This is a genomic window from Pseudomonas sp. NFACC13-1 (assembly GCF_900104425.1).
Taxonomy (GTDB): domain Bacteria; phylum Pseudomonadota; class Gammaproteobacteria; order Pseudomonadales; family Pseudomonadaceae; genus Aquipseudomonas; species Aquipseudomonas fluorescens_AA.
Window position 1 is genome coordinate 1 of record NZ_FMXV01000011.1, and the last position, 14,178, is coordinate 14,178.

Sequence of the window (14,178 nt, forward strand, 5' to 3'; positions counted from 1 at the left end):
TCGTTGGTCAGCACGCTGCCGGTCAGGGTCAGGTGGGTTTCCGAGGCCGTACTGGCGTTGCTGTCGTCCACGGCTTTAGGCAAGTCGTCGACGATGTTCACATCCAGGTTGCCGTTGGCCGTGGTGCCGTTGTCGTCGGTGGCGACTACGGCGAATTGCTCGCTAACGCCATTGGCGCCGTTGGCATTTGGATGGGTTTCGTTATCCAGCAGCGTGTAGCTGTAGCTCACCACACCGGTGTTGGCGTTGTAGCCAGTGATGGTCAGCGTGTTGCCCAGTGCAGTGGTAATCGATTGCGGGAAACCGGCTGCCACGCCGCCGGTGACAACGTTGATGCCGCCAACGCTCAGGGTCTGCACACCGTCCAGCGCGGTCACGGTGAACGTGCCGTTTTGAGTCAGGGCCGGTGCATCCGGGCTGCTGCCGTCGCTGAGGTTTTTTTCCTGCAACGATAGTTCGCCACCTTCAGCATCCAGGCCCACCAACACCACCGGATCATCATTGTTATGCACTTGCAGCACCAGGTTCGCAGTGCTGGTGTCGCCATCGGCGTCGGTCAGGGTGTAGGTGAACGTCTCGGTACCGCTGCCCCCGCCATGCAACGCGACGAATTGCGGGTCGCTGGTGTTCAGGGTGTAGGTGTATGTGCCGTTGGGGTTGAGTACCAGGGTGCCGTAGGTACCAGTGAACGTCCCGCCAATGATCGGCCCGCTGTCGGGGCCGGTGGGGATCCGGTCGGCGCCCTGGTGGTCGTTGGTCAATACGTTGCCGGTAAGGGTGACCAGGGTTTCCGACGCCGTGTTCGCGTGGCTGTCGTCGATCGCCTGGGGCACGTCATCGGTGATGTTGACGTCCAGGGTGCCGGTGGCCGTGTCGCCGTCGGTGTCGACGGCCACCACGGGGAACTGCTCGGTAATGGTGTTGGCCCCGCCGCCGGCAGGATGGGTTTCATTGTCCGTCAGGGTGTAGGTGTAACTGACCACTCCCGTGGTCGGGTCATAGCCCGTGATGGTCAACGTGTTGCCCAGCGCCGACGTGATGGTCTGAGGAAAGCCTGCGGGCACGCCGCCGCTGATGACGTTGATACCGCCGATGCTCAGGCTGCTCAGCCCGTCAGGCGCGGAAACCGTGAAGGTGCCATTTTGCACCAGCGCCCCCGGATTGCTGGCCGAACCATCGGCCAGATTGGCCTCGTTGGTGGTCAGTTCGCCGCCCTGGACATTGACCCCGTCGAGGGTCACGGGGTTGTCCGGCGTCTCAGGGGTTACCGGCGGCACGGCGGCATTGTCGCCGGTGTTATCCGGGTCACCGGCCAAGCGTAGCTGGGGAAATTCGGGAATCCCGTTGAACCCGGCCGTCGGGAAACCGATCAGCGGATCGACCTCCCCACCCACTTCTTCCAACAGCACAAAACTGTGCCCACCGCCTACACCACCCGGGTTGCCACCTTCAGGCCCGGCGGCCGTGGCTTCGCCGGTCTGGGTCGGGTCGGCACCGGCGGCGATGGCTTGCTGCAGCTTTTGCACATCGGTCAGTTGCGCGTCGCTCGGCGTCGTCGTGTCGGGCGTGTCGACATGAGGCGCATGGTTGGCCAGCAGCTGCGGGGTCAGGGTCAGGTTGCTTTCACGGCCCAGAGTCAACGACTGGCCGTTCTGCAGATGAACAGCCACAGCCCCTTCGGCACCGGTGACCAGGTGTTCGCCGGCATAGAGCCGATCGCCTTCGACCAAAGGCCGCCGCAGGCCACCAGCCGCTTCTGCGAAAACTTGCCCGACCACTTTGCTGACGATACCGATGAGCGCTGCCATGTGCATTTCCTCCGTTGCCGACCGCAATCGGCACCTGTCTGGGTGAAGAATTCGTCCTCAGGTCTGGCGACCCAAAAAGCTGGAAAATCTGCCAGCTTTCGCGGAAGCAGAAGGTGCTGGCAATTCGCCTAAACGACAAAAAACCGTCACAAAAACCGCTTCTCACATCGCCCTTTCGGTACTTCTTCACGTCGCTTAAAAATCTGCATGAAACTTTTATTGACGCCTAAAAGCCGTCAGAACCCGCAGATTCAAAGGCTTTCGCTTTGAACAATGTGCCGGTTTTTTTCAAGCTCATAAGTTTTTTTTGGAATAACTCTTATGAGAAATTCTTCTTAGGTTTTGCTCAGGATGTTCTTAGCTGTGTTGTTACAAGGTTGAAACGGTTTTGATCTTAAACACGTCAATATTTTGGCGACAAGCGAAGCACTACAGACCTCAGGAGATGCACCCCATGCGCGTTCTAACCCCCCTCTGCAGCGCGGTTTTGCTGGCCATGGCCTGCTCTTCTCAGGCGCAGGCCATGTCATTGACCGAGGCGATCCAGAGCACCATCGCGACTCACCCGGAACTGGCACAACGGGTGGACAGCCGTCTGTCGGCCAACGAAGACGTCAAGGTCGCCAGAGGGGGCTTTTTCCCATCGGTGGATCTCAATGCCGGTTACGGCCGTGGCTACAGTGACAACACCAACACCCGCGCCCTGGGCAACCACCACACCAATATCCTGACCTACACCCAATCGGAGCTGCGCCTGCGGCAGATGATCTTCGACGGGTTCAACACCGCCAATGAAGTGCAACGCACCCAGGGCGTGGTCAATTCCCGGGCCTATTACGCCCAAGGCACGGCCCAGGATCTGGCGCTGCGCACCATTGAGGTCTACCTGGAAGTGCTCAAGCGCCGCGAACTGGTGACCCTGGCCAAGAACAACCTGCAAGCGCACATGCGGGTCAACGACCAGATCGGCCTGCGCACCGAACGTGGGGTCGGCAGCAACGCCGACTCCGACCAGTCCAACGCCCGTCGGGCCCTGGCGGAAAACAACTACGACACCGCCCAGGTCGACCTGGCCGACGCCGAGGCCAACTTCTACAGCGTGGTCGGACGCATGCCCGATGAGCTGGAGACACCGCCCTCGACCAAAGGCGAAATCCCCGCCGACCTGCGCGAAGCCCAGCAAAGCATGGTGGACAACAACCCCTACCTGAAATCGGCCCAGGCCGACATACAGTCCGCCGAGAGCCAGTACGAAGTGGCGAAGTCGCCGTTCTACCCACGCTTCGACGCCGAGGCGGCGGTGGGCGCCAACAACAACATCGGTGGCGAAGAAGGCCACGACAACAACTGGCGGGTCGGCGTGGTGATGAACTACAACCTGTTCCGCGGTGGCAGCGACAAGGCGCGGTTGGCGTCCAACGCCCACCAGATCAACCAGGCCATGGACATTCGCAACAACGCCCTGCGCCAGCTCAACGAAGACACGCGCCTGGCCTGGAACGCGATGCTCAACGCCCGCAAACAGACCCCCACCGCCCGCGAATATGCCGACACCACCGCCCGTGTGCGCGCCGCATACCAGGATCAGTTCGGTCTCGGCCAGCGCACCCTGCTCGACCTGCTCGACAGCGAAAACGAGCTGTACAACGCCAACCGGCGCTACACCGAGGTGCGTTACACCGAGGAGTACTCGATGTACCGGGTGCTGGCGAACATGGGCCTGCTGTTGCACAAACAACGGATCGTGCTGCCGGCCGATACGGTCGCGCAGACCGAAGTCAAGAACCAGGCTCGGCTGCCGGAACTGAAGTAGCCCCCTCCAAAAAAAATGGGAGCGAACACTGTGACCAGCATGGAACCCGCAACCCTTGGCGCTGATCCGCGCCTGAATTTCGATGATCCCCTGCTGGACGGCCTGTTGATCCTCTGCAAACTCCATGGCGCGACGGTCAGCCGCGCCAGCCTCAGCGCCGGGCTCCCTATGGCGCACCAACGCTTGAGCCTGGACCTGCTGCCCCGCGCAGCGGCCCGGGCGAGCTTGCAGGCGCGGTTGTTGCGTCGTGAGCTGGCGGACATCTCCCCCCTGAACCTGCCGGTGATGCTGATCCTGGCGGGGGGCCGTTGCGCGGTCTTGCGGCGCTGGGGCGAGGATGGCAAGGCGCTGATCCTGCCCAGCGAAGCCGATGGTGGCGAGCAGTGGGTCAGCCGCGAGGAGCTGACCACCGATTACAGCGGCCAGGCGCTGTTCGCCCGGCCGCGCCATGAACTCGAAGACCTGCGCTCGCCCCTGGTACCCCGGGTCGAGGCGTGGTTTCGCGACACCTTGAAACTGTCGCGCTGGCTGTACAGCGACGCGATCCTGGCGAGCTTCCTGATCAACCTGCTGGGGCTGATGGTGCCGCTGTTCGTCATGCAGACCTACGACCGCGTGGTGCCGAACCAGGCCACGTCCACCTTGTGGGTGCTGGCCGTGGGGCTGTTGATCGGTACCGGCTTCGAACTGGTGCTGCGGGTGGTGCGCGCCCATCTGCTGGACACCGCCGGCAAGAAAACCGACGTAATTCTGTCCGCCACCCTGTTCGAACGCATCACCGGCATGGCGATGAAGGCCAAGCCGGTGACCATCGGCGGCTTCGCCCAGAGCATCCACGACTTCCAGGGCCTGCGCGAATTCCTCACGGCGGTGACGCTCACCAGCCTGATCGACCTGCCCTTCGCCCTGCTGATGCTCGTCGTGATCGGCCTGTTGGGCGGCTGGCTGGTGGTGATTCCCGTGATCGCGTTTCCGATCACCATCGTCTTCGCCATGATCATCCAGATGCGCCTGCGCGACACCGTGCAAAAAAGCCTGGCCCTCGGCGCCCAGCGCCAGGCCCTGCTGATCGAAACCCTCGGTGGCCTGGAAACCCTCAAGGCCTGCAGCGCCGAAAGCGAGCGCCAGCATCAATGGGAAAGCACCCACGGTGCCCTCACCCGCCTGGACAGCCATGCGCGCAACCTCTCGGCACTGGCGACCAATGGCACCTTGTTCCTGCAACAACTGGCGGGCATGGCGACCATCGTCGCCGGGGTCTACAGCATCATTGCCGGCAATCTCAGCGTCGGCGCGCTGGTGGCGACCTACATGCTTGGCAGCCGGGTGCTCGCCCCGCTCGGGCAGATCGCCGGGCTGATCACCCGCTACCAGCAAGCCCAGCTCACCATGCGCAGCACCGATGCCCTGATGGCGTTGCCCCAGGAGCGAGACGCCAAGCAGCGGCCCCTGGACCGTACCCAATTGCAGGGCGCCCTGGACGTCAACGGCGTGACGTTCCACTACAACGGCCAGAGCGCCCCGGCGCTGACCAATGTCAGTTTCAGCCTCAAGCCCGGCGAACGGGTCGGAATCATCGGCCGCAGTGGCTCGGGCAAGAGCACCCTCGCGCGCCTGGTGATGGGTTTCTATGCACCGGAGGAAGGCCAGTTGCTGCTGGACGGCCTGGACCTGAGGCAACTGGACGTCGCCGACCTGCGCCAACAGATCGGCTACGTCGCCCATGACCTGCCGCTGCTGGCCGGCAGCCTGCGGGACAATCTCACCCTGGGCGCGCGCTACATCAGTGATGCACGCATGCTGGAAGTGGCGGAACTGACCGGTGTCACCGAACTGGCGCGCCAGCATCCCCAAGGTTTCGACCGCCCGGTGGGCGAGCGCGGGCAACTGCTGTCCGGCGGCCAACGCCAAGCCGTGCTGCTGGCCCGGGCCTTGTTGCTCGACCCGCCGATCCTATTGCTGGACGAACCCACCAGCGCCATGGACAACACCAGCGAAGACGTCCTGCGGCAGAAGCTTCACCCCCATGTACAGGGCAAGACGATGCTGTTGGTCACTCACCGCACCTCGATGCTGAGCCTGGTGGACCGGTTGGTGGTGCTGGATAACGGTCGGATCGTGGCGGACGGGCCGAAGGACGCAGTCATCGATGCCTTGCGCAAGGGACGGGTAGGCTCTGCGGCGGTTTAAGCGCAACACCTCCCCTGTGGGAGCGAGCTCGCTCGCGATAGCATTGGATCAGCTGGCGCAGGTGGGACTGTTACATCGCTATCGCGAGCAAGCTCGCTCCCACACAAGCTCGCTCTCACAGGTTCTTTGTTCGGTTTTATTTTCTCTCACTGACGGGTACCGCCCATGTCTGCCCAAACACCGGATTCAACCGCCCGAAGCTACTTCGGCAGTTTCAGCAAAAGCGCCGAAAGCGAGTTCATGCCGGAAACCGCCGGCGCCACGCTGCAGGATTCGCCCCGGCGCTCGCGGGTTACCGTGTGGCTGGCCGCCGGGTTGATCATCACCGGGCTGGTCTGGGCGAAGTTGGCGGTCTTGCAGGAAGTCACCACCGGCGAAGGCAAGGCGATTCCGTCGAGCAAGGTCCAGGTGATCCAGAACCTGGAGGGCGGCATCGTCACCGAGATATTCGTGCGCGAAGGCCAGATGGTGAACAAGGGCGACACCCTGCTGCGCCTGGACGACACGCGATATCAATCGAACAAGGGCGAGAGCGAAGCCGACCGCTATGCCTTGACCGCCCAGGTCGAACGCTTGTCGGCCGAGGCCGAGGGCCGGCCCTTCAAACTTTCAGATGAGGTGATCGCCAAGGCCCCGCAAGTGGCCGAGGACGAGCGCTCGCTGTATGAACAACGCCAGCGGCGCCTGGCCAGTGAACAACGGACCCTGACCGAACAGCTGCGGCAGAAGACCCAGGAGCTGGCGGAGTTTCGCTCCAAGCAAGGCCAGTTCAGCTCCGCCCTGGCCTTGTTGCAGGAAGAAATGAACATGTCCACGCCGCTGGTGCGCACCGGGGCGGTGTCGCCGGTGGAGATCCTGCGGCTCAAGCGCAGCGCGGTGGAAATCCGCGGTTCGCTCAACGCCACCACCCTGGCGATTCCCCGGGCCGAATCGGCGATCAACGAGATCAAGAGCAAGATCGACGAATCGGAACAGACCTTCCGCTCCGAGGCGGCCAAGGACCTCAACGAGAAACGCACCGAACTGTCGAAAATCACCGCCTCGAGCATCGCCATCGACGACCGCGTGACCCGCACGACGGTGGTCTCGCCGGTGCATGGGGTGATCAAGCAACTGAAGGTCAACACCATCGGCGGCGTGGTGCAGCCGGGCAACGACATGGTGGAAATCGTGCCCCTGGAAGACAACCTGCTGATCGAAGCCAAGGTCCGCCCCCAGGACGTGGCGTTCCTGCACCCGGGCCAGAAGGCCATGGTCAAGTTCAGCGCCTACGACTACACGATCTATGGCGGGCTGAGCGCCAGGCTCGAACTGATCGGCGCCGACACCATCACCGATGACAAGGGCAACAGCTTCTACCTGATCCAGGTGCGCACTGACAAAAACCACTTGGGCGGGGATGCCAAGCCGTTGCTGATCATTCCGGGAATGGTGGCGACGGTGGATATCATCACCGGGGAGAAAAGTGTCCTGGATTACTTGCTCAAGCCGGTGTTGAAGGCGCGGACCGAGGCGATGCGTGAGCGGTAGACTTTGGCAGGGATCTTCGGTGCCTGGTCGATCGCTATCGCGAGCAAGCTCGCTCCCACAGGGGGCTCCAGCGCACAAAAATCCATTGTGGGAGCGAGCTTGCTCGCGATGAGGCCGGCAGCCACACCTCTATTTTTCAGCATGATTACGCTGATAGGTCTGCTCCCCCATCGCCACAATCTGCCCCTCGATCAAGGCCTCGAACGGCCTCAGCAACGCCTCGAAACTCGCCGGCGCCTCCAGGACCTGCAACGCCTGGACAATCGCCTCCACCGTCGACAACGCCCCCGGCCCCGGCGCCTTGCGCAAGCGGTAACGGGACACTCCGCCTTCGGCCAGGGTCACCCTCGGCAGTGCCGCCAGCAGCGGGTTGAGGTGCAGCAGCTTGCGGGCCTTGCGCCAGGTGCCATCGGGAACGACCAACAGCAGCGGCTCATCGGACGGCCCGCAGGCTTGCAGCGGCTGCGCATCATCAGCCGGAAACAACAACCGAGCCTGATAACCCGGTTGATCGAGCAACCGGGGCAGATCCTCGAACACCTCACCCACGATCAACTCGGCGTTATTGAGCCCCAACGCCGCCAGGCGGGCGGTGTTCAAGGCATGGTTCACTTCGCTGGGATGCTGCAATAGCAAGACGCGGGTGCGGCTGTCGAGGCTGGGGATCAGCGGGCACAGGCAATGGCTTTGTGGCCTGTGGCAACGCGGGCACTGGATTCTGGACATGGTCAGGCCTGATTCAGTTGAGCTTTGAGCAAATCACGGAACGTCTGGATCAGCGGCTCGCGGCTGCGACCGCGGCGCACGATCATCGAAAACGGCGCCTGATAGCCGAAGGTCGCTGGCAGCAGCACGCGCAAGTCGCCCCTGTCGACCCAGGCCTGGGCGTAGTGCTCAGGCAGGTAGCCGATGTAGGCGCCGGACAGCACCAGGATCAACTGCGCCTCCATGCTCTCCACCGTCGCCGCGCTGTGCTTGAAGCCGTGACGGGCCAGTTCGGCCTGGCTCCAGTATCCGCGCCCGACCATGCGCTGCTGGGTGATGACCTGCTCGGGAATGCGCCGCTCGTTGAACAACGGGTGACGGTTGCTGCAATACAACCAGTGCTGCTCACGGTACAGCGGCATGTAGACCAGCCCGCTCATGCGCGTGGAAAACGCACCGATGGCCAGGTCCAGGCGGTTGTCCTGCACGCCGAGTTGCAGCTCGTAAGGGCTCATGACCGACAGATGCAAATGCACCGCTGGATGTTCCTGGCTGTAGGCGCCGATGGCTTCGGCGAACGGCAAGGCCTTGTCGCTGACGGTGGAGTCGATCACCCCCAGGTTCAACGTACCGCGCAGCTCCCCCTTGAGTGCGGCGGCGTACTGCTCGAACCCTTCGAGCTCGCCCAACAGGCGCAGGGTTTCCTGATGGAACAGCTCGCCCTTGCTGGTCAGGCTGAACCCGCCCCGGCCGCGATGACACAGCACCAGGCCCAGGGCCGATTCCAACTGGCTCATGTAGGTGCTGATGGCCGACGTGGACAGGTTGAGCTCGTGCTGGGCATTGGCGAACCCCTGGTGCCGGACCACGCTGACGAAAATGCGCAGCAGTTTCAGGTCGGGTAGAGCGTTGGCCATTGGGGGTCTCCATACAATCGAGTCAATGCACATTTGTGGCGAGGGGATTTATCCCCGCTGGGCTGCGAAGCAGCCCCAATACCATTTTCCTGACACACCGAGCTTTCAGGTTTTAGGGCCGCTTCGCGCCCCAGCGGGGATAAATCCCCTCGCCACAGGGGCCACTATTTCCCAATCCAAACAGGGGGACCGTGCTGCCGCGAAGTCTATCGCCCCGCCCGCCATTAGTTTAGAAAAATCTGAACTAAGTATTTGCCCCCAGCGATTCTTCACGCCAGCGGCTTTTCGCAGAATCGGCCCCTGATAAATAAAACAGCGATGAGGCCCTACCCGTGGACAAGACTCTTCACCAACCACTGGGCGGCAACGAAATGCCGCGCTTCGGCGGCATCGCCACCATGATGCGACTCCCCCATTTGCAAACCGCTGCCGGCCTGGACGCGGCCTTCGTCGGCGTACCGCTGGACATCGGCACCTCCCTGCGCGCCGGCACCCGTTTCGGCCCTCGCGAGATTCGCGCCGAATCCGTCATGATCCGCCCCTACAACATGGCCACCGGCGCCGCGCCGTTCGACTCACTGTCGGTGGCGGACATCGGCGATGTGCCGATCAACACCTTCAACCTGCTGGACGCGGTGCGGATCATCGAAGAGTCGTACCACAAGATCCTCGAACACAACGTCATCCCCCTGACCCTGGGGGGCGATCACACCATCACCCTGCCGATCCTGCGGGCGATCCACAAGAAACACGGCAAGGTCGGCCTGGTGCACATCGACGCCCACGCCGATGTGAACGACCACATGTTCGGCGAGAAGATCGCCCATGGCACCACCTTCCGCCGCGCCGTGGAGGAGGGCCTGCTCGATTGCGACCGCGTGGTGCAGATCGGCCTGCGTGCCCAGGGCTACACCGCCGATGATTTCAACTGGAGCCGCAACCAGGGCTTTCGCGTGGTCCAGGCCGAAGAGTGCTGGCACAAATCCCTTGCTCCACTGATGGCCGAAGTGCGCGAGAAAGTCGGCGGCGGCCCGGTATACCTGAGCTTCGACATCGACGGCATCGACCCGGCCTGGGCGCCCGGCACCGGCACTCCGGAAATCGGCGGCCTGACCACCATCCAGGCGATCGAAATCGTCCGGGGCTGCCAGGGCCTCGACCTGGTCGGTTGCGATCTGGTAGAAGTCTCGCCGCCGTACGACACCACCGGCAACACCTCGCTGCTGGGCGCCAACCTGCTGTACGAGATGCTCTGCGTACTGCCCGGCGTGGTTCATCGTTGAGGTGCGGCCATGAACGATCGAGATCAAATCCTCAAGGCCGCCGCCGAGCTGGTGTCGGCCTTCGCCCGCAATGACCGCGACGCCTACTTCGGTGCGTTCACGGCCGATGCGAGTTTCGTGTTCCACACCCTTGAACAGCCCCTGCTGTCACGCGATGCCTACCAGGCATTGTGGGATCGCTGGCGGTCCGAGGATGGCTTCGAGGTGCTGAACTGCACCTCGAGCAACGCCTTCGTCAGCCTGCAAGGGGACGTGGCGATTTTCATCCATGACGTGGCCACCGAGCTGCGCATGCAAGGGGAGCTTCACTCTAGCCAGGAGCGCGAAACCATTGTGTTTCGCCAAGAACAACAAGGCCTGTGGCTGGCCTGTCACGAACACTTGTCCGCAATGCCGGAAGGGCTGCCATCCCCTTAGCAACAGGCGACATTCACATTCGATGAACGCGCCTCGATGATCGGAGCAGATCATGCATAACAATAACGATAAAAGCCTTACGCACATTGAAACCAACGGGGTCGAACAGATCCCGGACCACGAACGCACTGCCGGCCCGGGCGACCTGTTTCGCCTGATCTTCGGCGGCGCCAATACCTTCGCCACCGCCGTGCTCGGCAGTTTCCCGGTGCTGTTCGGCTTGTCGTTCCAGGCCGGGGTCTGGGCGATTGTGCTGGGCGTGTTGGTGGGTTCGATCATTCTCGCGCCGATGGGCCTGTTCGGCCCGCTCAACGGTACCAACAACGCGGTGTCTTCCGGTGCGCACTTCGGCGTGCACGGGCGCATCGTCGGCTCGTTCCTCTCGTTGCTGACCGCCATCGCGTTTTTCTCGCTGTCGGTGTGGAGCTCGGGCGATGCGTTGATCGGCGGCGCCAAGCGGCTGGTCGGCGTGCCGGAAACCGACCTGAGCCTGGGCCTGGCCTACGGCCTGTTCGCCCTGCTGGTGTTGACGGTCTGCATCTACGGCTTCCGCTTCATGCTGTGGGTCAACCGCATTGCCGTGTGGGCCGCCAGCCTGCTGTTCCTGCTGGGCATTTTCGCCTTCGCACCGACCTTCGACAGCCAGTTCGCCGGCACGGTCAGCCTCGGCCAGCCGGGCTTCTACGCGGCCTTCATCGGCGCGGCGCTGGTGGCCATGAGCAACCCGATTTCCTTCGGAGCGTTCCTGGGCGACTGGTCGCGCTACATCCCCCGCAACACGCCCAAGCGCCGCATCATGCTGGCCGTGATCGCGGCACAACTGGCGACATTGATCCCGTTCCTGTTCGGCCTCGCCACCGCCACCATCGTGGCGATCAAGGCGCCGGACTACATCGCGGCCAACAACTACGTGGGCGGGCTGCTGGCGGTTTCGCCGGGGTGGTTCTTCCTGCCGGTGTGCCTGATCGCGGTGATCGGCGGCATGTCCACCGGCACCACCTCGCTGTATGGCACCGGGCTGGACATGTCCAGCGTGTTCCCAAGGGTGCTGTCGCGGGTCAAGGCCACGCTGCTGATCGGCGTGCTGTCGATTGCCTTCATCTTCATCGGGCGCTTCGCGGCGAACCTGGTGCAGAGCGTATCCACCTTCGCCGTGCTGATCATCACCTGCACCACACCGTGGATGGTGATCATGATCATCGGCCTGCTGGTGCGCCGCGGCTTCTACTGCCCGGATGACCTGCAAGTGTTCACCCGCGGTGAAACCGGCGGGCGCTACTGGTTCAGCCACGGCTGGAACTGGCGTGGCCTGGGGGCTTGGATCCCCAGTGCGCTGGTGGGGCTGTGCTTCGTCAACCTGCCGGGGCAGTTCGTCGGGCCGCTGGGGGAATTGGCCGGCGGGATCGACATCAGCCTGCCGGTGACCCTGGGCCTGGCTTCGGTGGTGTACCTGGTGCTGCTTGGGGTGTTCCCTGAGCCGGCGGCGGTGTATGGGCCGGATGATCCGCGGAGCAAAAATCAGCCGAGCACAGAACCTGTGGCGAGGGGATTTATCCCCGCTGGAGCGCGCAGCGCTCCCAAACCCTGACACCTCGGGTTGCCTGACAGATTGAGTTGGCTATTTTGGGGCTGCTTCGCAGCCCAACGGGGATGAATCCCCTCGCCACAAGGACAGTACCCAAGCTTTTCTGGCTGGAGTACCAGCCGTCCCCACTATAAAAAAGACAATCGGAGACACGCCACCATGGCTTTGGACTTAATCGTCGTTCTCATCTATGCCGCCGGCATGATCGCCCTCGGCTGGTACGGCATGCGCCGCGCCAAGACCCGTGACGACTACCTGGTGGCCGGGCGCAACCTCGGCCCGGGCTTCTACCTGGGGACCATGGCCGCTACCGTCCTGGGCGGTGCGTCCACCATCGGTACCGTGCGCCTGGGCTACGTCTACGGCATTTCCGGGTTCTGGCTGTGCGGCGCCATCGGCCTGGGCATCGTCGGCCTGAGCCTGTTCCTCGCCAAGCCGTTGCTCAAGCTCAAGATCTACACCGTGACCCAAGTGCTAGAACGCCGCTACAACCCGGCGGCGCGCCAGGCCAGTGCGCTGATCATGCTGGTTTACGCACTGATGATCGGCGCCACCTCGACCATTGCCATCGGCACCGTGATGCAGGTGTTGTTCGGCCTGCCGTTCTGGGTGTCGATCCTGGTGGGCGGCGGCGTGGTGGTGCTGTATTCCACCATCGGCGGCATGTGGTCGCTGACCCTCACCGACATCGTGCAATTCCTGATCATGACCGTCGGCCTGGTGTTCCTGCTGATGCCGATGTCCATCAGTGACGCGGGCGGCTGGGAGGCCATGGTGGCTAAACTGCCGGCCAGCTACTTCGACTTCACCGCGATTGGCTGGGACACCATCCTCACCTACTTCCTGATCTACTTCTTCGGCATCTTCATCGGCCAGGACATCTGGCAGCGCGTGTTCACCGCCCGCAGCGAAGGCGTGGCCAAAGTGGCCGGCACCGCCGCCGGCCTGTACTGCGTGCTGTATGGCCTGGCCGGGGCGTTGATCGGCATGGCGGCCAAGGTGTTGCTGCCGGACCTGGAGAACGTCAACAATGCCTTCGCCAGCGTGGTGCAGACCAGCCTCCCCAACGGCATTCGTGGCCTGGTGATCGCCGCGGCCCTGGCGGCCTTGATGTCCACCGCCGCGGCGGGCCTGCTCGCCGCGTCCACCACGGTGGTCCAGGACTTGCTGCCCCGTCTGCGCCAGGGCCGTGAGAGCGGCAGTGCCGACGCCCACGAGAACCGCATCGCGACCCTGCTGATGGGCGCGGTGGTCCTGGTGATCGCCCTGGTGGTCAGCGCCCTGACCCTGGCTTACAACCTGCTGGTGGGCGGCATGTTGATCCCGTTGATCGGCGCCATCTACTGGAAACGCGCCACCACCGCCGGCGCCATCACCAGCATGTCGCTGGGCTTCTTGACCGCGCTGTTCTTCATGCTCAAGGACGGCCTGGACGCCAACACGCCGATCTACTACAGCCTGAGCGTGGCGCTGGTGAGTTTTGTCCTGGTGAGCGTGCTGTCGCCACGGCCGAAGGTGGTGGCCGAGGCGGTTTGACCGCCAATGCTCGACAATGAGATCCCTGTGGGAGCGAGCTTGCTCGCGATGACGGCGGTACATTCAACATGGATGCATGCCGGTCCACCGCTATCGCGAGCAAGCTCGCTCCCACAGATTCTGTCTTCAGAAATAAAAAGATCGCAGTTCCGGGCCATCTCCATTGAAATGGTCTGGAACTGCGATCTCTCCAAAATTCGGCGATGGGTTTACCGGCGGCGCGGTTGGCGGCGGCGTTGCTCGTCATCGGTGCGGATCGGTACCGGTTGCATCGGCGGTTCGATCAGGCCAAGCGCGACACCCAAGTCGTGAAGCCAGTTCTGGATTTTCTCTTTCATCGTGGTGCCCCCTCAGGGTGGTGCGAGCGGCAGATTTCTGTGGCCCCTTCGCACTG

At 63.1% G+C, this 14,178-nt stretch carries 11 protein-coding genes; 7 read left to right on the plus strand and 4 right to left on the minus strand.

Annotated features, from left to right (window positions below):
- On the minus strand, nt 1–1,808 hold a 1,808-nt coding region (locus tag BLQ55_RS15140; protein WP_143011738.1), incomplete at its 3' end, for a retention module-containing protein.
- A 454-nt stretch (nt 1,809–2,262) separates the two neighbouring features.
- On the opposite strand from BLQ55_RS15140, the gene BLQ55_RS15145 reads away from it, so the two are divergent.
- From BLQ55_RS15145 to BLQ55_RS15155, 3 genes are all read left to right on the plus strand, one after another.
- Nucleotides 2,263–3,621, plus strand: coding sequence for a TolC family outer membrane protein (locus BLQ55_RS15145; protein ID WP_092254883.1), 1,359 nt, complete (start codon nt 2,263–2,265; stop codon nt 3,619–3,621).
- 30 nt (nt 3,622–3,651) lie between these two features.
- A complete protein-coding gene (locus BLQ55_RS15150) occupies nt 3,652–5,811 on the plus strand; it encodes a type I secretion system permease/ATPase (protein ID WP_092255075.1) in 2,160 nt (719 codons plus the stop codon).
- Nucleotides 5,812–5,976: 165 nt separating this feature from the next.
- Nucleotides 5,977–7,341, plus strand: coding sequence for an HlyD family type I secretion periplasmic adaptor subunit (locus BLQ55_RS15155; protein ID WP_092205062.1), 1,365 nt, complete (start codon nt 5,977–5,979; stop codon nt 7,339–7,341).
- 129 nt (nt 7,342–7,470) lie between these two features.
- On the opposite strand, the gene BLQ55_RS15160 is transcribed toward BLQ55_RS15155, so the two are convergent.
- Complete coding sequence (locus BLQ55_RS15160; protein WP_092254886.1) at nt 7,471–8,067, minus strand: tRNA-uridine aminocarboxypropyltransferase; 597 nt, start codon at nt 8,065–8,067, stop codon at nt 7,471–7,473.
- 2 nt (nt 8,068–8,069) lie between these two features.
- The gene (locus BLQ55_RS15165; protein ID WP_092205064.1) at nt 8,070–8,963 is read right to left on the minus strand and encodes a LysR family transcriptional regulator; all 894 of its coding nucleotides are present in this window, start codon (nt 8,961–8,963) and stop codon (nt 8,070–8,072) included.
- A 332-nt stretch (nt 8,964–9,295) separates the two neighbouring features.
- Between BLQ55_RS15165 and speB the strand changes: the two genes are divergently transcribed.
- The 4 genes from speB (at nt 9,296) to BLQ55_RS15185 (ending at nt 13,784) form a co-directional block, all read left to right on the plus strand.
- Nucleotides 9,296–10,246: an agmatinase gene (gene speB / locus BLQ55_RS15170; RefSeq protein ID WP_092205065.1), complete on the plus strand. Its 951-nt coding sequence runs from the start codon at nt 9,296–9,298 to the stop codon at nt 10,244–10,246.
- Between the two features lie 9 nt (nt 10,247–10,255).
- Nucleotides 10,256–10,663 (plus strand): YybH family protein, encoded by a 408-nt coding sequence (locus BLQ55_RS15175; protein ID WP_092205066.1) that lies wholly within the window; start codon nt 10,256–10,258, stop codon nt 10,661–10,663.
- 49 nt (nt 10,664–10,712) lie between these two features.
- Nucleotides 10,713–12,251, plus strand: a complete 1,539-nt coding sequence (locus BLQ55_RS15180; RefSeq protein ID WP_256326591.1) for a purine-cytosine permease family protein — start codon at nt 10,713–10,715, stop codon at nt 12,249–12,251.
- Between the two features lie 156 nt (nt 12,252–12,407).
- Entirely contained in the window at nt 12,408–13,784 is a 1,377-nt protein-coding gene (locus tag BLQ55_RS15185; protein WP_092254889.1) for a sodium:solute symporter family protein, read from the plus strand.
- A gap of 209 nt (nt 13,785–13,993) precedes the next feature.
- Here the strand turns inward: BLQ55_RS15185 and BLQ55_RS32530 are convergent, their stop codons facing one another.
- Nucleotides 13,994–14,122 carry a PA1414 family protein gene (locus BLQ55_RS32530; RefSeq protein WP_003198971.1) on the minus strand — a complete coding sequence of 43 codons (129 nt, stop codon included), beginning with the start codon at nt 14,120–14,122 and terminating at the stop codon, nt 13,994–13,996.
- Nucleotides 14,123–14,178: the final 56 nt, after the last annotated feature.